Here is a 20388-nt window from a genome sequence, read left to right as displayed (position 1 = left end):
CTTCCGCGTCACCCACACCGGCTATGGCGGCCCGGAAGGCGCCACTCCGTGTAGCGCCACCGAACCCGCTCAGACTAAGCACGACCGCCTCCGGCGAGCGGGGCCATCCCCACCCGAAGCGGTCCACACCCGCACCCCATACGGGATGATTTCCGGGCCATTCCGGCGCCTGGCCGCGCGACCGTGTGCGGTTTCACAGATCGTTTACCGGCCGCCGCCGCTCAGCCCGCGCGCCGACCGCCGTTCACGGCGACGTCGCCGACCCCACGCGCGCCGCAACCCCCGCCCCGCGCCGGGCCGCGACCCGCAGGCGCCCCACGCGGCGCACCGCGCGCGTCGTCCGCCGGGGTGTTGGGCCGCCGCCGCTACCCGACGGGATGCCCGACCGAGTGCCCGACCGGCGGCGAACGGGCGCCACTCGGGCACGGCTTCCGGCCGCCCGCGCGCGGCCGAGAACCCGTGCGGCGACAGGGCGCGACACTCCGCGACGGTGAAGTGGCCTAGACCTCTAGCGGGGAATCGCGCGAGACTGTCCCGCGTGAAACACGTCATCGCCCTCGATGTGGGCGGCACCGGAATGAAGGCCGCCCTGGTCGGGGCGGATGGCGAGCTGCTGCACACGGCCCGGCGGCCGACGGAACGCGAGCGCGGGCCGGACGCCGTGATAGCCGGCATCCTCGACTTCGCGGCCGAGCTGCACGCGATCGGCACCGAGCGCTTCGGCGCGCCCGCCGCCGCTGCCGGCGTCGCCGTGCCCGGCATCATCGACGAGGCGGCCGGGGTCGCGGTGTACGCCGCCAACCTGGGCTGGCGCGACGCGCCGCTGCGCGCCCTGCTCTCCGAGCGGCTGGCCGGCGTCCCCGTCGCGCTCGGCCACGACGTACGGACCGGTGGCCTGGCCGAGGGGCGCATCGGCGCCGGCGAGGGGACGGACCGCTTCCTGTTCGTGCCGCTCGGTACCGGCATCGCCGGTGCCATCGGCATCGACGGCCGCGTCGAGGCCGGCGCGCACGGCTACGCCGGCGAGATCGGGCACATCGTGGTGCGCCCGGGCGGCCCGGAGTGCGGCTGCGGCCAGCGCGGCTGCCTGGAGACCCTCGCGTCGGCGTCCGCCGTCAGCCGGGCGTGGGCCGCCGCCGTGGGCGACCCGGAGGCGGACGCCGCCGACTGCGCGAAGGCCGTCGCCTCGGGCGACCCGCGCGCGCTGGCCGTCTGGCAGGACGCCGTGGCCGCGCTCGCCGACGGCCTGGTCATCGCCCTCACCCTGCTCGACCCGCGCCGGCTGATCATCGGCGGCGGGCTCGCCGAGGCCAGGGACACGCTGTTCGTGCCGCTGCGCGCGGCGGTGGCCGAGCGGGTCACGTTCCAACAGCTCCCCGACATCGTCCCGGCGGCCCTCGGGGACACCGCCGGTTGCCTGGGCGCGGGTCTGCTCGCCTGGGATCTTCTCGCTACGGAGGTATCCGCCTGATGGCCGAACGAACAGCTCTCGCGGGCGCCCGCGTCGTCCTACCGTCCGGAATCGTGGAATCCGGCGTGGTGACGGTCGCGGACGGCCGCATCGTCAGCGCCGGCCCGGACGCGGCGGACGCCGCCGGAGGCGGGGGCGGCGACCGCGTCGACCTCGCCGGCCACTGGGTGGTCCCCGGCTTCGTGGACCTGCACGTGCACGGCGGCGGTGGCGCCTCGTTCTCCTCCGGCACCGCCGAGGAGTCCCTGCGGGCCATCGCCACCCACCGGCGGCACGGCACCACCACGATGCTCGCCTCCACCGTCACCGGCGACCTGGACGAGGTGGCCCGGCAGGCCCACGCCCTGTCCGAACTGGTCGAGCAGGGCGAACTGGCGGGCGTGCACTTCGAGGGCCCGTTCATCTCGCCGCACCGCTGCGGCGCGCACGAGCCGACGCTGCTGCGCGACCCGGACCCGGCCGACGTGCGCAAGCTGGTCGACGCGGCCCGCGGCACGGCCAAGATGATGACGCTGGCCCCCGAGCTGCCCGGCGGCCTGGACTCGGTGCGACTGCTCGTCGAAGCCGGCGTCATCGCGGCCGTGGGCCACACGGACTCCACGTACGACGCGACGCGCGACGCCATCGAGGCCGGCGCGAGCGTGGCCACCCACCTGTTCAACGCGATGCCCTCGCTGCTGCACCGCGCGCCGGGCCCGGTGGCCGCCCTCCTGGAGGACGAGCGGATCACCGTCGAGCTGATCAACGACGGCACGCACCTGCACCCGGCCACGCTGGAACTGGCCTTCCACCGCGCCGGCGCCGACCGGGTGGCGTTCATCACCGACGCCATGGGCGCGGCCGGCATGGAGGACGGCATCTTCCCGCTGGGCCCGATGAAGGTCGAGGTCAAGGACGGTGTGGCGCGCATCAGCGACGGCCCGACGGCGGGTTCCATCGCGGGCTCCACGCTCACCCTCGACCAGGTCTTCCGGCGCGCGGTGACCATCGACGGGCTCTCCGTCGAGCAGACCGTACGCGCCCTGTCCGCCACCCCGGCCCGGGTGCTCGGGCTCAGCGACCGCGTCGGCTCTGTCGAACCCGGCAAGGACGCCGACCTGGTGGTGCTCGACGAGCACTTCGCCCTGGTCGGCGTGATGCGCCGGGGCGCGTGGGTGGTCCGCCCGACGACCGGCTGACCCCCGGCGCCGTCGGCCGACCACCCCCCGGCCGAGGACGCGCACCACGCCCGCCCGCGGGCGACGGCTCCGGAGCGGGGCCGCGGCGCAGCCAGCCGCGGCCCCGCTCCCGCGCTCCCCGCGTTCCTCCCGCTCCCGCATTCCTCCCGCTCCCGACCGCCCCCGACCGCGCGACGGGCGCGACGCGTGCGCGCGGCAGGCAGGCGGAATGCGTCGACAACGGTTCATAACGCGTCGAAGCAGCGCGGTTGGCCTACAGGGGTGGGACAACCGCTCCGGCTTTGGCATGATCGCTGCCAGTAAGCCAACCGCTCCGAGCGCCGCACCGCGCAGCACGGACCCGGCGCGCGGGACCGGACCCCCGGCCCACGGGAACACCGCGCCGGCCGGCCCGCGCCGCGCCGCCGGGGCACCGTCACGACCACCACCAACGGGAGGGGGAGCCCGCAGTGATCCTGACCGTGACGCTCAACGCTGCCCTCGACATCACCTACCGCGTGCCACGCCTGCGGCCCCACCACAGCCACCGCGTCTCGGAGGTCATCGAGCGCCCCGGCGGCAAGGGCCTGAACGTCGCCAGGGTGCTGGCCACGCTCGGTCACGAGGCGGTCGCCACCGGCCTGGTCGGCGGCGCGACCGGCGCCGCGCTGCGCGACCAGCTCAACGCCTACCCGGGCGTCACGGACGCGTTCGTGCCCATCGCGGGCACCACCCGACGCACCGTGGGCCTCGTGGACACCTCGTCGGGCGACACCACGCAGCTCAACGAGCCGGGCCCGCAGGTCACGCCCGCCGAGTGGGCCGCCTTCGCGGACCGCTACGCGGAGCTGCTGGACGGCGCCGCGGCGGTCGCGCTGTGCGGCAGCCTGCCACCGGGGCTGCCGGTCGGCGCGTACGCCCAGTTGATACGTACCGCGCGGACCGCCGAGGTGCCGGTGCTGCTCGACACCAGCGGCGAGCCGCTGCGCCGGGGCATCGCCGCCCGGCCCGACATCGTCAAGCCGAACGCGGAGGAGCTGGCCCAGCTCACCGGGTCCACCGAGCCGGTGCGGGCCGCGCGCGACGCCAGGCGCCGGGGCGCGCACGCGGTCGCCGCCTCGCTCGGGCCCGACGGGCTGCTGGCCGTCACCGGCGACGGCGCCTGGCGCGCGAGCCCGCCGAGCCGGATCGCCGGCAACCCGACCGGCGCCGGCGACTCGGCCGTCGCCGGCCTGCTCTCCGGCCTCGCCGAGGGGCTGCCCTGGCCGGAGCGCCTCGCCCGGGCGGTGGCGCTGTCGGCGGCCACGGTGCGGGCGCCGGTGGCCGGCGAGTACGACGCGGCCACCTACGACGAACTCCTCCCCAAGGTGCGCGTCGCCAGCCACCCGGCAGCGGCGTGAGACCCCCCTCTTCGTACCGGGGCCCCCGCCCACCAGGGCCGGGGCCCGGCACGAGCGCGACCGGCAAGGACGCCGCACCGCGCGCACAGGTCGCCGGGCCGTGGCCCGGCGCGCGAACGACCGCCCGGGTGGGCCACGCGCGCGGGCTGGGTCAGCCGCGCGGTCGCCGCCGCCCGCGCGGGCACGAGGGGCCGAGCCCGGCCCGGAACGAAGGACGGACATGCCACTGGTCAGCACTGGTGAACTCGTCGGGCAGGCGCGGTCCGCGGGCCGCGCGGTCGCCGCGTTCAACGTCATCTCGCTGGAGCACGCGGAGGCGATAGCCGCCGGCGCCGAGGCGGCGGGCGCGCCCGCGATCCTCCAGGTGTCGGAGAACGCGGTGCGCTTCCACGGCGGGCGGCTCGCCCCGATCGCCGCCGCGGCTGCCGCCGTGGCCCGCGCGTCGAGCGCGCCGCTCGCGCTCCACCTCGACCACGTGGTGAGCGTGGAGTTGCTGCGCGCCGCGCACCCGGAGGGGTTCAGCTCGGTGATGTTCGACGCGTCGAAGCTGTCGTACGAGGAGAACGTCGCGGCCACCGCCGACGCCGTGCGCTGGGGTCACGAGCGGGGCATCTGGGTGGAGGCCGAGCTGGGCAAGGTCGGCGGCAAGGAGGGCGAGGCGCCGCTGGACGCGCACGCCCCGGGGGTGCGCACCGATCCGGGGGAGGCCGCGGCGTACGTGGCGGACACCGGCGTGGACGCGCTGGCCGTGGCGGTCGGCAGCTCGCACGCGATGACCGAGCGGACGGCGGCGCTCGACCACGAGCTGATCGGCCGGTTGCGGGACGCGGTGCCGGTGCCGCTGGTGCTGCACGGCTCGTCGGGCGTGCCGGACGAGGAGATCCGGGCGGCGGTGACCGCCGGCATGGTCAAGATCAACGTCGGGACGGCCCTGAACACGGCGTTCACCGGCGCGGTGCGCGAGGTGCTGGCGGTCCAGCCGGCCCTGGTCGACCCGCGCAAGTACGTGGGCCCCGGCCGGGACGCGATGGCCGAGACGGTGGCCCGCTTCCTGGCCGTGGTGCACGCCGACTGACCGGTACGCGGGGGGGGCCGGCCCGGGCCGGCCCCGCGCGCCGGGCGGGCTCTGGACCGGCCGGGGGGGTGGGTCGCGGTCAGCCTCGGGCGAGCCAGACCTGGTCGAGGTTGACGTCGCACTTGTTGCCGGCCTCGCAGGACAGCCGCACCGTGTTCGTCCCCTTGTTCAGGTTGACGATGGCCCAGGTGTGGGTCCAGCCCTTCGCCCAGTCGCCCTTCTTCGCGAGTGCGAAGTTCTTCATGCTGACGGCGCGCGGGTCTCGCTTGCTGTTCACCGTGAGGCTCAGGTTCTGGTCCTCGCCGGGTACGCCGTAGCCGACGTAGAGCCGGTACTGGCCGGCCTTCTCGACGTCCACGGTCCAGGTGGCCCCGGCGCCCGGCTTGTTGATGCCGGCGACGTACTTGCCGCCCTCGGCCTTGGCGCCCGGTATGTCGGACGCCAGGGTGGTGCCGCCGTCCAGGCGCATGGCCGAGGCGTCCTCGGTGGGCAGCGGCTCCGGCTTCTTCGTCGGCTTCGGGTCCTGGCTGGGCTCGACGGTCTCGGCCGCGGTGGGACCGGTGTTCTGGGTGGGCTCGGTCTTGTCGTCCTTGTCGCCCGAGCTGTTGGAGATCATCGCGACGGAGATGCCGATGATCACGACGACCACCACGGCTATCGCGCCGATCAGCAGGCCCTTGCTGTTGGGCCCGCGCCCCCCGCCGCCGTGCCCCGCGCCGCCGCCGTGCCCGCCGCCGTAGCCCGCGGGCGCGCCCTGCCCGTGCGCCGCCTGCCGGGGCGGCACGCCGCCGGGCGACGGGGCCCCGTGCGCGCGCTGCCGGGTCTGCTGGGGCAGCGCCTCGGGGGCGGTGTAGTGCGCGTTGTGCTGCGGGTAGCCGTAGCCGCCCTGCTGCGGCGCGGGCTGCTGCTGTTGCTGACCGTACTGTTGCTGGCCGTACTGCTGCTGACCGCCGTACTGCCGCTCGCCGACCGCGCGCACGTGGTTGTACGAGGTCCGGGGGACGCCCGGCTGCTGCGGCCCGGGGTAGCCGTAACCGCCCGTGCGTGACGAACCCTGGGTGCCCTGGCCCGCGCCCCCGTCGCCGCCCTCCTGGCGGTACAGGTAGGCGAACGGGTCGTCGTCCTGCGGCACCCCCGAGCCGTTATTGCCGGCCGTCATCCCCTGGTCACTCCCACTTCGTCCCTGATGGTCATCCGCGCTGCGGCACTCGCGTGCCAGAACAGCTCTTATCAGGGCCGGGGCGGCCGAAATAGCCGTGCGCTGTCCGGATGGCCAATATTCACGATCGATTCATTCTCGGCAGCCGTGCCGACCGGCGCAGCCTACCCCGCCGTGCAAGGCCCGCGCGGCCCGTCCACGGGGCCGCGCCCGGCCATAGCCTGCCCAGGTTGCTAACCCGCACGCCGATTCGCCTTCGACCGCGACCGCTTTTCCACGTACATGCGCTGGTCAGCGGATTGCAGCACTTCCTCGGCCGACATCCCGCAGGCCGCCCAGCTAATACCGAAACTCGCCCCCACGCGCACCGCGCGACCTTCGAAGCGAATGGGCGGAATGATCGCGTTTCGCAGCCGTACGGCGAGATCCTGCGCGTCGGCCCGGCCCAGTCCATCGGCCAGGACCACGAACTCGTCGCCGCCGAGCCTGGCCACCGTGTCGCCGTCCCGCACGCCGTGCGAGAGCCGGCGGGCGACCTCGATGAGCACCGCGTCGCCGGTGTGGTGGCCGAACCTGTCGTTGATCGACTTGAAGCCGTCGAGGTCGCAGAAGAGCACCGCGAGCCCCTTGGTGCCGTCGTCCTCCTCGCCCTCGGCGGGCGCGTAGGTGTGCACGTGGTGGTCGAACGGGCCGCCGTCGGAGCCGCCGGTGAGCCCCTCCAGGGCGTCGGCGTCGAGCCCGGCGAAGCCGCCCAGGCCGCCGAGGTCCACCGCCGAGTCGAAGCCGTCGAGCCCGAACCCCTGCACGTACGCGTCCTGCTCGACGCTGCCGACGAGGGCCGCCTCCCGCACGGCCGCCCCGGCCTGGTACGCGCCGTCCGGGCCCACGCCGGCGCTCTCCGCGCCCGCGTAGGCGGGCTGCGGCGGGCGGGCGCACAGCCGGGCGCCGAGCCGGGTGCGCAGCTCGGCGCTGTTGGGCAGCCCGGTCAGCGAGTCGTGGCTGGCGCGGTGCGCGAGTTGCAGTTCGTGCCGCTTGCGCTCCTCGATGTCCTCGACGTGGGTGAGCAGGAAGCGCGGCCCGTCGGCGGCGTCGGCGACCACCGAGTTGCGCAGCGAGACCCACATGTACGTGCCGTCGCGCCGCACCAGCCGCAGCTCGGCGCGGCCCCCCTCGGCCGAGGTGCGCAGCAGGGTGCCGATGTCCTCGGGGTGCACGAGGTCGGAGAAGGAGTAGCGGCGCAGCGCGGTGGCCGAGCGGCCGAGCAGCCGGCACAGCGCGTCGTTGGTGCGCAGCAGCCGGCCGTGCTGGTCGCCGCCCATCTCCGCGATGGCCATGCCGCTGGGCGCGTACTCGAACGCCTGCCGGAAGCTCTCCTCGCTGGCCCGCAGCGCCTGCTGGTCGCGCTCCAGGCGCATCAGCGCGCGCTGCATGTTGGCGCGCAGCCGGGCGTTGCCGATGGCGATGGCCGAGTGGAACGCGTACATCTGCAGGGCCTCGCGGCCCCAGGCGCCGGGGCGGCGACCGTTGCGCGGCTTGTCCACGGAGATCACGCCGAGCAGCTCGCCGTGCGGCGAGCCGGCGGCGCGCATCGGCGCGAACAGCCGGTCCATCGGGTGCCACTCGTCGGGGAAGCGTGGCGCCGGACCGGCGACGTGCCACTGCGGCACGTCGTCGTCGTCGAGCACCCAGCCCTCGGTGTACGGGATGAATCTCAGGTCGCCCCAGCGCTCGCCCATCGAGAGCCGCCGCTCCCAGGACGTCCGCGAGCCGACCCGGCCCGCCATGAGCGCCTCGGCCCCGGGGCTGCCGCTGACCGCGGCCACCACCAGGTCTCCGTCCGGGCGGACCAGGTTGACGGCTGACAGCTCGTATCCCAGGCCCTGGATCACTCCGTCGGCGACGGTTTGCAGGGTCTCCGCCAGACTGCGTCCGGTGTTCAGTTCTGCGACTACTTGATGTAGCTGTCGCAGGGTCGCAAGGCGGATGTACGGCTCCGACTCGGTCTCCATCGATCGCTCTCCCCCGAGACCTCGACAGCAACTCCAGAATTTCTCGTCGTCTCTCACTGCCACGGCCACTGAATCACAGCGAGCTGTCCACCCGGTACACAGGGTCAACAATTACTGCCCGTTGTGACTCATGTCACAGCGTGTGTCCGGCGTGGGGATAAAGCCGTTACACGGGCTCAGACGGGCCGCGCGATATTTCCTGAAAGCAAATCCGGAATGCGATTACGTTTACCGGGGGCGACCGTTTCGAATATCGGTGCGGATTTGCGCGCACCTCGCGAGCGCCCCCACGACGCCTCGCCAGCGCCCCGTCGGCGCCTCTTGAGCGCCCCCTCAGCGTCCCGCCGGCGGCCCGCCGGCGCTCAGCCCAGGGACCTAGGGCTCCCCTCCGCCGGGAGCCCGATGCGGCCGGGTGGGGCGGGGGGTTAGCGTCGAAGGCGTGTTGCGAACCTCGTCCTCTTCGGTCCCATCCGCCCCGTCCGACCCAGGCGCCGCCTCGGCCGCCGCCCCGGGCACCCCTGGCGCCCCGAGCGCCCCGGAGGCCACGCCCGCCCCGGGCGCCATGCCCCGGGCGGAGCCGGGGCGCGCCGTCCCGCATGCTGGTGGGGTGAGCGAGGACGAGTTCCGGGCCGCCCTGGCGCGGCTGGCGGCCGGCGTGGTGTTGGTGACGGCGCACGACGAGGAGGAGGGACCGCGCGGCGAGGACGTCGGCATGACCGCCACGGCCTTCCTGTCGGTCTCGCTGGACCCGCCGCTGGTGATGGTGAGCGTCCGCAACGGGTCGCGGATGGACGACGTGCTGGAGCGGCAGCCGCTGTGGGCGGTGTCGCTGCTCGCCGAGGGCCAGCGGCAGATCGCGGGCCGGTTCGCGATGAAGGGCCGGGTCAGCGACCGGCTGCTGTTCGAGGAGCTGTCCCACACCCGTGGCGAGGCGTCCGGCGCGCCGCTGATCAGCGGCGCGCTGGCGACCCTGGAGTGCCGTACGGAGCAGCGCGTCCAGGCGGGCGACCACGTCCTGGTGATCGCCCGCGTCCTGACGGCTCACACGCCCAGCGCGGCGGGCGGCCCGCTGACGTACTTCCGCGGCCGGTACCGCCACCTGAGCTGAGCCGCGCCGGGGCCGCGCGCACCCCTGGGGCCTCCCACGCCCCCGTGTTCCCCTGCGCCCCGTGGGGCCCGAACCCGCCCCACGGGCCGAGCCCTCTCCTGACGTAACTGACAGACCATCAGCTACCCTTCAGCTCAACGTCGTCGCTCCGCGGGTGGGGGTTCGCCCGCGGGCATAAGGGGGCAAGGGTGGCCGGACCGACACCTCCGCACGTCACCTCGCCGGGGAGGGCGCCAAGGGCCGACGCGCGCATGGCTCCTCGCGCCGCCCGTACCACCCGCACCGCTCGCGCGACCGCTCACACGCCCGCCGCCGACCCGGCGCGCGGCGGGCGTCCCGCGCCCCTTGGCACACTCGGCCGGGCGGCGCGATGGCATGCTCGATTCCGTACCGGAAGGGGTGTCGGACAGCACGCTCTCGCTGTCGGGAACGGGTGTGCGTGATATGCCTGGCGCAACTGCCGTGGCAGCGGCGCTAAGCGCCCGACCGGGCAGCGCCGGTGGTACGTACGGCTGTTCGCATACGAGAAGCGGCCGGGCCCGTAATGGCGCCCCGATATCGCCGCGCGGCGGGCCGCCGGCGCTTTGTGATCCACCCTGGCAATAGCCGGCAATTCCGCTCCCGGAGGCGCCACGATTTCCCCGGGAAACGGGTGGTCGGCGCACTCCCGTACGGCCGGGCGCCGGCGCGATCGGGCGGGGAAACCGTTTCTCGTGGGGCGGCGGAGACGGGATCCCCGGCGCCGTACGACGACGGTTCCGCGGCCCGTACGAGACAGTCCGGGGCCCGCACGAGAGGGCTAGTGCCAGTCGCGCCCGGAACGGCCCCGCTTGGTGTCGCCGCGCTGCTTCTTCTCGCGCAGCCGGCGCTCGTTGATGCCGCGCGGGATGCGGGTGGGGCGGCGCGGCTTGGGGGGCGGCGCGGTGGCCTCGGCGAGCAGGGAGGCCAAGCGGACGGCCGCGGTCTCGCGGTTGCGCCACTGGGAGCGGTGCTCCGACGCCCGCACGGACACCACGCCGTTCACCAGCCGCCCGGCCAGCCGCTGGAGCGCGCGCTCCTTCCACACGGGCGGCAACGCCTCGGTCGCGGCCAGGTCGAACCGCAGCTCCACCTGGCTGTCACTGGTGTTGACGTGCTGCCCGCCGGGCCCCGACGAACGGGAGAAACGCCAGATCAGCTCGGCCTCCGGCAGGGAGACCGAGCCACGGATGACATAGGGCCCGGGCATGCCCCCATGCTCCCGCGTTGACGCGCTCCCGTCACCCGCATTTCCCGCCCGCCCCGCGCCACGCGCCCGGCGCACCCCGCCACCGGCTGAGCCCGCCACGTGCGGCCTCCACCCCGACCAAAAGCGGAACGATTCACTCCGTACCGCCAGAGTTTGGCAAAGAAAGTAAAGGGGGCTGGAACCCTGCGGTCCCCTGCTGGCGTTGTGAGGGGTGACGGTAGCTTCGTGGTCGTCACGAAGACCGACCATCGACCAGTACAAGAAGGGGACACCCCATGGCTGTAAGCCTGTCCAAGGGCGGCAACGTCTCGCTCACCAAGGAGGCACCGGGCCTGACCGCCGTCACGGTGGGCCTCGGCTGGGACGTCCGCACCACCACCGGCCAGGACTTCGACCTGGACGCCAGCGCCATCGCCGTGAACCCGAGCGGCAAGGTCTACTCGGACCAGCACTTCGTCTTCTTCAACAACAAGGCGACGCCGGACCAGTCGATCGTGCACACCGGTGACAACGTCACCGGTGAGGGCGAGGGCGACGACGAGCAGATCAACGTCAACCTGGCCGGCCTGCCCGCCGACGTCGAGAAGATCGTCTTCCCGGTCTCCATCTACGACGCCGAGAGCCGCAGCCAGAACTTCGGCCAGGTGCGCAACGCGTACATCCGCATCCTCAACCAGGCCGGTGGCGTGGAGATCGCCCGCTACGACCTGAGCGAGGACGCGGCGACCGAGACCGCCATGGTCTTCGGCGAGCTGTACCGCAACGGCGCCGAGTGGAAGTTCCGCGCCGTCGGCCAGGGCTACGCCTCCGGCCTCACGGGCATCGCGCAGGACTTTGGCGTCAACGTCTGAGACTCGACCTCACCGTCTGAGTAGGGGACGGGCTCACCGCCCGCCACCTCGATGAGTCGAGGAATCCCCAGGCCAGGGGCCAGACCTTCGGGTCTGGCCCCTCCCTGCTTCCACGGCCCACGGCGGCCCGCCGCCGCCACGCGTGCTGATCTGGGGCTGACTGGTGCTGATCTGGGGCTGGCTGGTGCTGACCGGTGCTGACGTGGCGTCGGCTGGCCGGCCACTCGTCGGCTGGCCGGCCTCTCGTCGGCCGGTACGCCCCGTAAGACCGGGGCTTGGGAGTTACGGAGTGTCGCGCCCGCTCCACAAGGCCGTCGCGCCGCTAGTCGCGTACGCGCATAAACCGACGGGCACGGATCACGGCGCGATCGCCACGGCCGGGGAGCGACGGCGGCCCGGCCGCGCGTCTCACACCCGTTCACCCGTCAACCCGACGCCTCCCGCGGTCGGTTGATGACCTGACCAGGGTCGTCCAGCCAGACGTGCTGGCCGCGCTCGTCCACCGTGAGGCCGAACCGGTCGTACGCGGGCTCTCCCTGGGCCACCCACCAGGCGTGGGCGTCCGCCACCTCGTCCCACAGCCGACGTGGTCCGGCCTGGTAGACCTTGGCCCGCTCGCGGTCGTCCCGGAAGACCACGACGGCCCAGGAGCGGTCCGTGAGCCCGTAGAACCAGACGGCCCGCTGCCCGTCGTGCTTGCGATCGACGTTCCTGGCGACGTGGGGCACCCGCAGCCCGAGTGCGAAGTCGACCGCGTCGAAGCTTCCCGTGCCGAGGAGTTGGGCCTCCGTCAGCGCGGTGGACGAGGTGTCGGCGGCCGGTAGGGCGCCGGGTGGGACGTAGTCGTCGTGTCGCGGCCAGACCAGCCGCTGGGAGCGCATCCGCATGAAGGCCACGGGCCGGGTGAACGGGCCACTGGCGCCGCGTCCGTCCGGCGCGACCACCAGGCGCGCCGTCGCCTCGCCCGGCCCGTAGTACGTCCCCCACGGCACGAGCAGCACTCCGCCCGGCCGCACCTGCACCACCCAGGCGTACGGGATCTGGCGCAGCCCGCAGGTGGCGATCAGGCGGTCGTACGGTGCCCCGTCGGCGTGCCCGAGGAAGCCGTCGCCGTGCACCACCCGCACCGGCAGCCCGAAGTCCGTCAGGCGCCGCCGGGCCTCATCGGCCACGGCCCGGTCCACCTCGATGGTGACGACGTTCTCCGCGCCCAGCCGGTGCGCCAGCAGGGCCGCGTTCCAGCCGGTGCCCGTGCCGATCTCCAGCGCGCGCTGTCCCGGCCGCGCGTCGAGGTCGGCCAGCATCGCGGAGACGAGGCTGGGCATGGACGAGGACGAGGTGAACGACCGTCCGGGCGCTTCGCCCCGGTGGTTGCCGTCGTCCCACTGGGTGACGATGGGCTCGTCCGCGTCGGCGTGCCGCTGCCACGCCCGCGGGTCCCGCGCCCTGTCGACCGAGGTGGTCTCGCCGGTCGCCATGTCATGGGGCCATATGAGGTCGGGCAGGAAGCGGGAGCGCGGCACGGCCTCCAGCGTCGAGGCCCAGGCGTCCCGCGCGGCGAGGGTGTGCGGGGCGAGCCGCGCCGGCCTTCCCCCTGCGGGGTGGCATGTCCCTGCGGGGCCGGGTGCCGCTTCGGCCTTCCGCGTCACTTGCGGTGCGTCCCGTCGCCGGGGGGCGTCGATCCGTCCGGGTGGGGCTCGTCCGTCGGCTGCCACGGCTGCCCGGGGTGGCCGTCGCCGTCCTCGTCACCGCCGCCGTGGCCCCGCTGGGGGCGTGTGGACGTGTCCCGCGCGGTCATCTGTGCCTCCGTACGTCGTGAGGTGGCCCGGGAGGGCCGGGTGAGAGCGAGGCTCGTGTCGCAGCCCTACGGGTACGCCCGCACGCGGGGCCGATGCGAACGTGCGGGCAGCGCACGGGCGTTGTCGCTCGGCTCGCCTAGTTTCGCGGCCGCGGCCGGGCCCCCACAACGCCCTCCGCCCGGCGCGCGGGTGCACGCCCAGAGCGCCCACGGCCCAGCCCCCACTCCCCATCCACTCCCCACCCCACCTGCGAAAACCCCGTGACCGGCAGCCGGCCCGGGTGTCATAGTCCCGCCGTGAACACGACCCGCGCCGCGTGCGCGCCCCGCGAATTGCCCGATGGACTCGTCCTGCGCGAGACGGTTCCCGGGGACCTGGAGCAGATCGGGGCGTTGCTCGCCGCGCGTGGTGCGGAGGAGGACGCGGTCGACCACCGGCTGGTGGTCACCGATCCCGACGCCGGCTGGTCCGCGTGCGCGGTGGTGGTGGACGGGGATCGGGTGGTGTCGACGGCGACGCTGCTCGACGAGGAGGTCCGGGTCGGGGACGTACGACTGCCGGCCGGGCAGGTGGAGTTGGTCGCCACCGACCGGGCGTACGAGGGGCGGGGGCTCGTGCGGGCGCTCATGGGGTGGGCGCACGAGCGCTCGGCCGCGCGGGGGCACGTCGTCCAGGTGATGATCGGCATCCCGTACTTCTACCGGCTGTTCGGCTACGAGTACGCCATCGACATCCCGCCCGCGCTCGCCGTCACCGTCCCGCCGTCCGGCGACGGCACGCCCGCGCTGCGCGCCGCGCGGCCCGACGACGTCCCCGCCCTCGCGGCGCTCCAGGACGCGGCCCAGGCCCCCTTCGACGTGGCGGTGCCGCACTCGGCGCCGCGCTGGCGCTGGCTGCTCGGGCACGACGCGAGCGACCTGTGGGTGCTGGAGCGGGGCGGCGCCGTCGTGGCCTCCGCGCGCACCACGCCGCCCGGCGACGGCGTGCTGGTGGCGGAGGCCGCGGCGGTGGACGAGGCCGCCGCGCGGGAGTTGCTGCGCGGCGTCGCGGCCCGGTGCCCGGGGGCGGCGCCGCGCGTCGTCCACCGGGCCGGCACCGTGGCGGCCTCGGCCTGGCGGGAGTGGGTGGACCACACGCCGCGCGGCCGGGCGAACCAGTTCTACGTCCGCGTACCGGACCCGGCGGCGCTCCTGAACCGACTGCGTCCGCTGCTGTGGCGGCGCCTGACCACGACCGGCGTCGACCTGCCCGACGGCGACATCGTGCTGTCCACCTTCGGCGCCCACTACCGCGTCCCGGTACTCGCCGACGGCCTCGGCGAGGTCGTCACGGGCGGCCCGCGCCAGTACCCCGGCAAGGGCGGCGCCGCCGTGGCCCCCGACCACCTGCCCGCCCTGCTCCTCGGCCCGCACGGCATGGCCGGCCTCACCCGGCTCCGCCCGGACGTGTACGCGACGCAGCGCGAGCTGTTCCACACGCTGTTCCCGCCGCTCACGGCGGACGTGCTGAGCTACTACCTGCCGTACTAGACCTCCCGTGCCGTACTGGTCCTCCCGTACGACAGGTCCGTCCCGCCAGCCGACCGGGCCGGCCCGCCGGCGTGCGACCGGCCAGCGCCGGGGAAGCGGCGCGTGTTCGGTCCCACGGGCGCGTGCCCGGCGCCGGGGAGGAAGCCCGGGAGGGGTGCCACGGTGGCCTGACCGCCGGGCCCGGTGGCGTGATCGCCGGACTGGATGGCGTGACCGCGGGCCCGGCCCTTGACGTACGCGCCACCGACGGCCAATTCTCCGCTGGTTGGGTCACGACGTGCACACGCACCGCGAACGAGAGGCTCCCCCATGCCCACATCCGAGTCCGCAGCCGAGTCGGTCCCCGAGTCCGGGCCCGAGCCCACGGCCGGCCCCGCCGCCGACGAGCGCTCCGCGCCCGCCATCTCCCGACGCAACGCCGGCCGGTTGCTCGGCGGCGCGGCGGCGGCCTCGCTGTTCGTCGGCGCGCGGCCGGCGTTCGCCGCCGCGTCGGGCAAGGCCGACCTGGTCTTCCGGAACGGCGACGTGATCACGATGGACCCGCGACGGCCGAGGGCGTCGGCCGTCGCCGTCCGGGCGGGCCGCATCGCGTACGTCGGCGACGACGCCGGCGCCCGCGCGTTCACCGGGCCCGGCACCGAGGTGGTCGACCTGCGCGGCGGCAGCCTGCTCCCCGGCATCAACGACACCCATCTGCACGCCGCCGTCTACCGGTTGAACCTGCCGCCGTACGTCGTCGACCTCGGCCCGACGGCGGTGAGGTCCGTCGCCGACATCGTCGCCGCGGTGGCCGCCGAGGCCGGCCGGTTACCGGCCGGGCAGTGGGTGCGCGGCGCCGGCTGGAACCCGAGCCGACTGGCCGAGCAACGCGGCCCGAACCGCGACGACCTGGACCGCGTCTCGCCCGACCACCCGGTCTTCCTCCAGGACAGCGGCTACCACGTCAGCGCGGTCAACTCGCGCGCCCTCGCCCTCGCCGGGATCACCGACGTCGGCCCCGGCGACCCCAGACAGCCGGGGGTCGAGTACGACGCGAACGGCCGCCCCACCGGGGTGTTGCGGTACGGGGCGCAGGCGCTGGTGCAGTTGCTGCTGCCGGCCCGGTCCCGAGACGAGCGCAAGGAGGCCCTCCGGGACGCGGTCGCCCGCCTGCACGCCCAGGGCATCACGAGCTTCACCGACCCGGGTCTGGGCCCCGGCGGTGACGGGCTCGGCGGCGGGACGCAGGGGATGGAGACCCTGCACGCGTACGCGGACCTGGCGCGATCCGGCGAGTTGCGGGCGCGGGTGAGCACGCTCTTCCTGCCCTGCTCCCAGTCCGGCGGGTCCGCCGCCGCGGTCGACGCGGCGCTGCGCGACTTCACGCCGCCGACCGGCGTCGACCCGCGCCGGTTGGCGGTACGCGGCGTCAAGCTGTTCTCCGACAGCGGCGGCGACCTGCTGGTGGAGGGGGACACGAACGAGGAGCGGGCCGCCGAGCTGACCGAGATGATCCGGATCGCGCACGCGGCGGGCTACCAGTTGGGCGTGCACTGCTACCGCTGGGTGCCCACCGTCGTGGAGGCGTTCGTCGCCGCGCTGCGCAGCCACCCACGGCCCGACGCCCGACACGTCGTCATGCACGGCCCGTTCGTCCCGACGAGCCTGTTGCCGACCATGGCCGAGCACCGGATCGGCCTCGGGCCGCAGGCCCAGAGCTGGGCGAACGTGGTGCACGGCGCGGCCCAGGGTCCGGAGGGTGACGGGTTCCTGCCGTGGCGCTCGGTGGTCGACGCCGGGGTGCCCTTCGTCGGCAGCTCGGACGCCCCGGTCAACGAGCCCGACTGGCGGGCGGGCGTACGGGCCCTGGTGACCCGCGTCGGCGCCTGCGGCGAGGTGCACGGCCCGGACCAACGCCTCACCCTGGACCAGGCCCTGGCCGCCTACACCACCGCCGGCGCCTGGCAGGACTTCGCCCAGGGTTGGAAGGGCTCGGTGAGCGTGGGCAAGGTGGCCGACCTGTGCGCGCTCGGCGCCAACCTGCGTACCACGCCCCCGGAGGACATCACCTCCGTGCCGGTGTCGATGACCGTCTTCGACGGGCGGGTGGTGTACGAGGGCGCCGCGGGCTGACGGGTCGCGGGGCCGTCAGCCCGGTCCAGGTGTCCGGGGCCCGAGACCGGCGTGCGGCACCGAGTCGACGGGCTGCGGAGAGCCGTGGCCCGTCGTGGGTCAACTCGCGCTCCACGTACCGCTGGAGGTTCCCGGCGGCGGCGCCGGGACGGCACTCGCCGCCGGGGCTCGCGCTACTTCGCCGGGAAGAGCCGCAGCTTCGCGGTGTCCCCCGTAATGGCGAGAACGGAGATCGACAGTTCGTTGATGGTGGCGGGCCCGCCCTGGTCGGGGCGCTGCCCGAGCAGGTTGGAGGTGAATCCGCTCGGGTCGACCGAGCTGATGTCCACGCCCTCGCCGCTGACGGCGCCCACCGTGAACGGTCCCGCGCGCAGGCCGGCGGCGCGCGGGAGTTCGGTGCCCTTGGTCACGATGACCGTGCAGCTTCCGTCCGCGCACGACCGCAACTCGGCCGGTGACGACGGCTTCATCGGCTTCACCGGCTTCACCTCGGTCGGCGACGGCGACGCGGAGGGCCTCGTGGGCGAGGGCGTGGGCGAGGCGGGCGACGGTTCGGCCGAACGCGAGGGTGTGGTCGGCCCGGGCGCCCCCGTGTCGCCGCCCGAGTCGGAGCCGCAGCCGGTCAGCGCGGCGGCGATGGCCAGGACACAGACGGCCCCCGCCGCCGTGCCGTGCGCCACGGAGAGCCTGGTCCCACGGCGGCGGGCCGGTGATTCCGATGTCGTCATGAGGCCGTTCTATCCGCGCGCGCCCGGGAGGGGTCCCGGACGCCGACCGCCCCGGTCTCGGTCCGGCTCGCCTCCGCGTCGCGACGTCCCCAACAACATGCCAGCACGGACGCCTGATGTTCGCCCGCGCTGGCCTCAACCTCCCGTGCGGGCGCGTGCTGTTGGCGTGGCGAAGCCTTGCCCGACACCACCACCAGCGGTGATCATGACCGCTGTGCACCGTCCGTCCCAGGGGAGAAGACCCCGTAGCAGTGAGCCTCCACCGGAGTGGGCCGAGAGGGTACGCCTGCGGACCGTTGACGCGGAGGGTGGCACGCAAGAGGTCACCGTCCAGATCAGTACCCCCTCCGCAGGGCTGATCGAGCTTCTTGACGGTCACTCCCGGGCCGTCATCAGGGGGTCGGACTACCTCGACTGCCTCGTCCGGCTCCGGAGGCGACTGGAACGTGAGGGCCGGCTGCTCTGCTGCCAGGGGGCTCGCCCGAACGTCCACCCTTCCGGCCAACTGCGGCAGTTCACCAACGGGCGACAGGCTTATGTGCTCCCCTCGGAGGCCGAGAACGAAGCTCCCGTGACAGTCGACATCTTCGCCCCCGCGCTCCCCGGCGACGTCGTGAGTCTCCACGAGCAACGCGCATCGGTAGTCACGTACTGGAACGCCCGCAACCCGGATCACCAGATCTGACCGTGCCATGGCACCGATCACCCATCGTGGGTCCGTCACGGAAGTCGTGCCAGAACCGTCTCTCGTGGGCGGACCACAACGTCCGATGACCGCCAGCACCACCCCGCCGGGGCCACCACGCTGGCGGCATGACGATGTCACCAGCGGCGGACGCCGCGACGGTCCTCAGTGGGATGTACGCGGCCGAGGCCGCGTACCTGGCGGCCGGCGGACCCGGCGAGGCGTCCTTCGCACTCCTCGCCCCCTTCTTCGCGCCGGACGTCACGCTGCACCAGGCCGACGGCCTGCCGTACGGGGGCACGTGGCGCGGGCGCGACGGCATTCGGCGGTTCTTCCTCGCGATGGCGCGGACCTGGGAGTCGTTCGAGATGGTGGAGCAGGAGTTCCTCGCTACCGGCGCGACCGCGGTCGTCCTCACCCACGTGCGTGCCCGCGCGCGGGCGACCGGCCGTGAACTCGCCTTTCCGATCCTGCAGACGGTCACGGTCGAGGGCGGCCGGATCACCGAGGTCCGCCCGTTCTACTGGGACACCCTGGCCATCGCGGACGCCTGCGGCACATCGTCCCGAGCGGCCTGAGACGCCTCGGCCCCGACCGGTCCGCCCGGCCGGGGCCGTGCCATGTCCGTACGTCAGGCGACGGGAACGGTAACGGGCTCGCGGCCGGCCACGGATGCCGACCAGGCCGCCGCCCCGGAGGGCGGGGACCCGGCGCCCCTACAGCGCCCGCTCGAGGGCCGTGGTCAGGGCGACCGGGGTGACGTCGAGGCGGTCGAAGCGCCAGCCGGCGTCGGTGCGGCGGGCCCGGTAGCGGTGGATGCCGGCGGCGACGGCCTCCGTCGTGTCATCGATGACGAAGACGGCGATGTCGTGGGCCCGCACCGTGGCGGTCGCGCCGTCGATCTCGATGACGAGGTTGGACTTGTTGTGCAGGGTGCGGGCGTAGTCGTCGTGGCGCGCGCGGACGAGGTCGACGAGTTGCTCGATGCCGTGGGCCTCGCCGCGCAGCGAGGTGACCACGACGTCCTGGGTGAAGAGGCGGTCGGTCTCGTCGTAGCGGCCCTCGTCGATCCACAGGCTGTGGCGGGCGACCAGGTCGGACAGCTCGGCGCGGTCGGCGAGGTCTCGGAGCAGGGTTTCGGTGCCGGTCATGGCGGCCTCTCAAACGGTTAGGATTACTAACGTTAGGATTCCTTACGAACGTATATCGTTAGTACCACTAACGCAACAGCTAGGCTGTCGGCATGGAGACCGGCGACGAGACGCGCTTCGACCGCGGCGACGAGACCCCCGAGCGGCTCAAGGGCCAGCTCTCGCGCCTCGTCGGGATGACCGCCGCGCAACTGCGGCGCGTGGCGGGCGACGCGCTCGGCGCGGTGGGGGCCCGCAAGGACCACTTCGTGGTGCTCGCCACGCTCGCCGAGTTCGGGTCGGCGAGCCAGGCGGCCCTCTCCGACCGCACCCGGATCTACAAGAGCGACCTCGTCGCCGTCCTCAACGACCTCGCGGACGGCGGCTGGGTGCGCCGCGCCCCCGACCCGGTCGACCGGCGCCGCAACGTCGTCACCCTCACCGACAGCGGCGAGCGCCGCCTCGCGGAACTCGACCGCGTCCTCGCCGACGTCAACGAGCGCGTCATGGCCCCGCTCGACCACGACGAGCGCAGGCAACTCTTCGCCCTGCTCGGCCGCGTCAACGCGCACCTCGACACCCCGCCCGGACGGCCCGGCCACGCCTGAGCGCGCCCGCTCGCGCCCGCTCCGCCGGGCCGCGCCCCATCGCGTCCGCGCCCGTCCGGCCGTGCCCGTTCGCGCCCGATTCGCGCGCGGCGGTCGCGTCGACGGCGTCGCCGCGCGCGGCACGAGCCGCGCGGTGGCTCTCCGTATCGCTCGCGGCGAGTCGGGCACACAGCGCGACGGAGCGGGTACGCGGACACCACGCGGCCCCCTGGTGGCGGGCGCGCCCCAATGCGAGAGTGGCCGCGCTAGCGGTCACGGTCACGGTCGTGGCCGGGGCCTGGGCAACTGCCCAGACGTGCGCGGATTTCCCTAGTTTCCGCATAGTTGCCCCCACAGGAG

The 20388-nt window shown here is 74.3% G+C and carries 17 protein-coding genes; 10 read left to right on the top strand and 7 right to left on the bottom strand.

The window, feature by feature from the left end; translation table 11 throughout:
• Positions 1-538: 538 nt before the first annotated feature.
• From H7H31_RS19970 to H7H31_RS19955, 4 genes are all read left to right on the top strand, one after another.
• Complete coding sequence (locus H7H31_RS19970) at positions 539-1471, top strand: ROK family protein (RefSeq protein WP_187062356.1); 933 nt, start codon at positions 539-541, stop codon at positions 1469-1471.
• The gene (nagA, locus tag H7H31_RS19965; RefSeq protein ID WP_187062355.1) at positions 1471-2649 is read left to right on the top strand and encodes an N-acetylglucosamine-6-phosphate deacetylase; all 1179 of its coding nucleotides are present in this window, start codon (positions 1471-1473) and stop codon (positions 2647-2649) included. The genes H7H31_RS19970 and nagA overlap by 1 nt, the downstream gene beginning before the upstream one ends.
• Positions 2650-3098: 449 nt before the next feature.
• Positions 3099-4028, top strand: a complete 930-nt coding sequence (locus H7H31_RS19960) for a 1-phosphofructokinase family hexose kinase (RefSeq protein ID WP_187062354.1) — start codon at positions 3099-3101, stop codon at positions 4026-4028.
• Positions 4029-4248: 220 nt separating this feature from the next.
• Entirely contained in the window at positions 4249-5103 is an 855-nt protein-coding gene (locus H7H31_RS19955) for a class II fructose-bisphosphate aldolase (RefSeq protein ID WP_187062353.1), read from the top strand.
• Positions 5104-5182: 79 nt separating this feature from the next.
• Here H7H31_RS19955 and H7H31_RS19950 read toward each other — a convergent pair whose 3' ends face one another.
• Positions 5183-6262, bottom strand: coding sequence for a carbohydrate-binding protein (locus H7H31_RS19950; RefSeq protein ID WP_187062352.1), 1080 nt, complete (start codon positions 6260-6262; stop codon positions 5183-5185).
• A 233-nt stretch (positions 6263-6495) separates the two neighbouring features.
• The gene (gene cdgB / locus H7H31_RS19945; RefSeq protein ID WP_187062351.1) at positions 6496-8271 is read right to left on the bottom strand and encodes a diguanylate cyclase CdgB; all 1776 of its coding nucleotides are present in this window, start codon (positions 8269-8271) and stop codon (positions 6496-6498) included.
• Between the two features lie 562 nt (positions 8272-8833).
• Here cdgB and H7H31_RS19940 point away from each other — a divergent pair.
• On the top strand, positions 8834-9379 hold the full coding sequence (locus H7H31_RS19940; protein ID WP_187062359.1) for a flavin reductase family protein: 546 nt from the start codon (positions 8834-8836) through the stop codon (positions 9377-9379).
• Between the two features lie 799 nt (positions 9380-10178).
• Here H7H31_RS19940 and arfB read toward each other — a convergent pair.
• A complete protein-coding gene (arfB, locus tag H7H31_RS19935; RefSeq protein ID WP_187062350.1) occupies positions 10179-10607 on the bottom strand; it encodes an alternative ribosome rescue aminoacyl-tRNA hydrolase ArfB in 429 nt (142 codons plus the stop codon).
• 275 nt (positions 10608-10882) lie between these two features.
• On the opposite strand from arfB, the gene H7H31_RS19930 reads away from it, so the two are divergent.
• Positions 10883-11458: a TerD family protein gene (locus H7H31_RS19930; RefSeq protein WP_187062349.1), complete on the top strand. Its 576-nt coding sequence runs from the start codon at positions 10883-10885 to the stop codon at positions 11456-11458.
• A gap of 425 nt (positions 11459-11883) precedes the next feature.
• Here H7H31_RS19930 and H7H31_RS19925 read toward each other — a convergent pair whose 3' ends face one another.
• Together H7H31_RS19925 and H7H31_RS19920 are read right to left on the bottom strand one after the other, a co-directional pair.
• Positions 11884-12981, bottom strand: a complete 1098-nt coding sequence (locus tag H7H31_RS19925) for a methyltransferase domain-containing protein (protein WP_232109973.1) — start codon at positions 12979-12981, stop codon at positions 11884-11886.
• A 122-nt stretch (positions 12982-13103) separates the two neighbouring features.
• Positions 13104-13256 carry a hypothetical protein gene (locus H7H31_RS19920; protein WP_187062348.1) on the bottom strand — a complete coding sequence of 51 codons (153 nt, stop codon included), beginning with the start codon at positions 13254-13256 and terminating at the stop codon, positions 13104-13106.
• A gap of 297 nt (positions 13257-13553) precedes the next feature.
• Between H7H31_RS19920 and H7H31_RS19915 the strand changes: the two genes are divergently transcribed.
• Complete coding sequence (locus H7H31_RS19915; protein ID WP_197995964.1) at positions 13554-14786, top strand: GNAT family N-acetyltransferase; 1233 nt, start codon at positions 13554-13556, stop codon at positions 14784-14786.
• A 309-nt stretch (positions 14787-15095) separates the two neighbouring features.
• Entirely contained in the window at positions 15096-16898 is a 1803-nt protein-coding gene (locus H7H31_RS19910) for an amidohydrolase (protein ID WP_232109972.1), read from the top strand.
• Positions 16899-17071: 173 nt separating this feature from the next.
• Here the strand turns inward: H7H31_RS19910 and H7H31_RS19905 are convergent, their stop codons facing one another.
• Positions 17072-17626 carry a hypothetical protein gene (locus H7H31_RS19905; RefSeq protein WP_187062273.1) on the bottom strand — a complete coding sequence of 185 codons (555 nt, stop codon included), beginning with the start codon at positions 17624-17626 and terminating at the stop codon, positions 17072-17074.
• Between the two features lie 813 nt (positions 17627-18439).
• On the opposite strand from H7H31_RS19905, the gene H7H31_RS19900 reads away from it, so the two are divergent.
• Entirely contained in the window at positions 18440-18889 is a 450-nt protein-coding gene (locus H7H31_RS19900) for a nuclear transport factor 2 family protein (RefSeq protein ID WP_187062272.1), read from the top strand.
• A 138-nt stretch (positions 18890-19027) separates the two neighbouring features.
• Here the strand turns inward: H7H31_RS19900 and H7H31_RS19895 are convergent, their stop codons facing one another.
• Positions 19028-19462 carry a nuclear transport factor 2 family protein gene (locus H7H31_RS19895; RefSeq protein WP_187062271.1) on the bottom strand — a complete coding sequence of 145 codons (435 nt, stop codon included), beginning with the start codon at positions 19460-19462 and terminating at the stop codon, positions 19028-19030.
• 92 nt (positions 19463-19554) lie between these two features.
• On the opposite strand from H7H31_RS19895, the gene H7H31_RS19890 reads away from it, so the two are divergent.
• Positions 19555-20049 (top strand): MarR family winged helix-turn-helix transcriptional regulator, encoded by a 495-nt coding sequence (locus tag H7H31_RS19890; RefSeq protein WP_187062270.1) that lies wholly within the window; start codon positions 19555-19557, stop codon positions 20047-20049.
• Positions 20050-20388: the final 339 nt, after the last annotated feature.

The sequence above is a fragment of the Streptomyces buecherae genome (assembly GCF_014295035.1).
In the GTDB taxonomy this organism is placed as follows: Bacteria; Actinomycetota; Actinomycetes; order Streptomycetales; family Streptomycetaceae; genus Streptomyces; species Streptomyces youssoufiensis.
This window is presented reverse-complemented; position numbering and strand designations above follow the sequence as displayed.

What these genes read in the sequence shown, in the direction of transcription:
- arfB (WP_187062350.1), bottom strand. Translation starts at nt 10,607, where the DNA reads ATGCCCGGGCCCTATGTCATCCGTGGCTCGGTCTCCCTGCCGGAGGCC.
- cdgB (WP_187062351.1), bottom strand. Translation starts at nt 8,271, where the DNA reads ATGGAGACCGAGTCGGAGCCGTACATCCGCCTTGCGACCCTGCGACAG.
- H7H31_RS19930 (WP_187062349.1), top strand. Translation starts at nt 10,883, where the DNA reads ATGGCTGTAAGCCTGTCCAAGGGCGGCAACGTCTCGCTCACCAAGGAG.
- H7H31_RS19895 (WP_187062271.1), bottom strand. Translation starts at nt 19,462, where the DNA reads ATGACCGGCACCGAAACCCTGCTCCGAGACCTCGCCGACCGCGCCGAG.
- H7H31_RS19905 (WP_187062273.1), bottom strand. Translation starts at nt 17,626, where the DNA reads ATGACGACATCGGAATCACCGGCCCGCCGCCGTGGGACCAGGCTCTCC.
- H7H31_RS19910 (WP_232109972.1), top strand. Translation starts at nt 15,096, where the DNA reads ATGCCCACATCCGAGTCCGCAGCCGAGTCGGTCCCCGAGTCCGGGCCC.
- H7H31_RS19940 (WP_187062359.1), top strand. Translation starts at nt 8,834, where the DNA reads ATGCCCCGGGCGGAGCCGGGGCGCGCCGTCCCGCATGCTGGTGGGGTG.
- H7H31_RS19955 (WP_187062353.1), top strand. Translation starts at nt 4,249, where the DNA reads ATGCCACTGGTCAGCACTGGTGAACTCGTCGGGCAGGCGCGGTCCGCG.
- H7H31_RS19950 (WP_187062352.1), bottom strand. Translation starts at nt 6,262, where the DNA reads ATGACGGCCGGCAATAACGGCTCGGGGGTGCCGCAGGACGACGACCCG.
- H7H31_RS19920 (WP_187062348.1), bottom strand. Translation starts at nt 13,256, where the DNA reads ATGACCGCGCGGGACACGTCCACACGCCCCCAGCGGGGCCACGGCGGC.
- nagA (WP_187062355.1), top strand. Translation starts at nt 1,471, where the DNA reads ATGGCCGAACGAACAGCTCTCGCGGGCGCCCGCGTCGTCCTACCGTCC.
- H7H31_RS19900 (WP_187062272.1), top strand. Translation starts at nt 18,440, where the DNA reads ATGACGATGTCACCAGCGGCGGACGCCGCGACGGTCCTCAGTGGGATG.
- H7H31_RS19890 (WP_187062270.1), top strand. Translation starts at nt 19,555, where the DNA reads ATGGAGACCGGCGACGAGACGCGCTTCGACCGCGGCGACGAGACCCCC.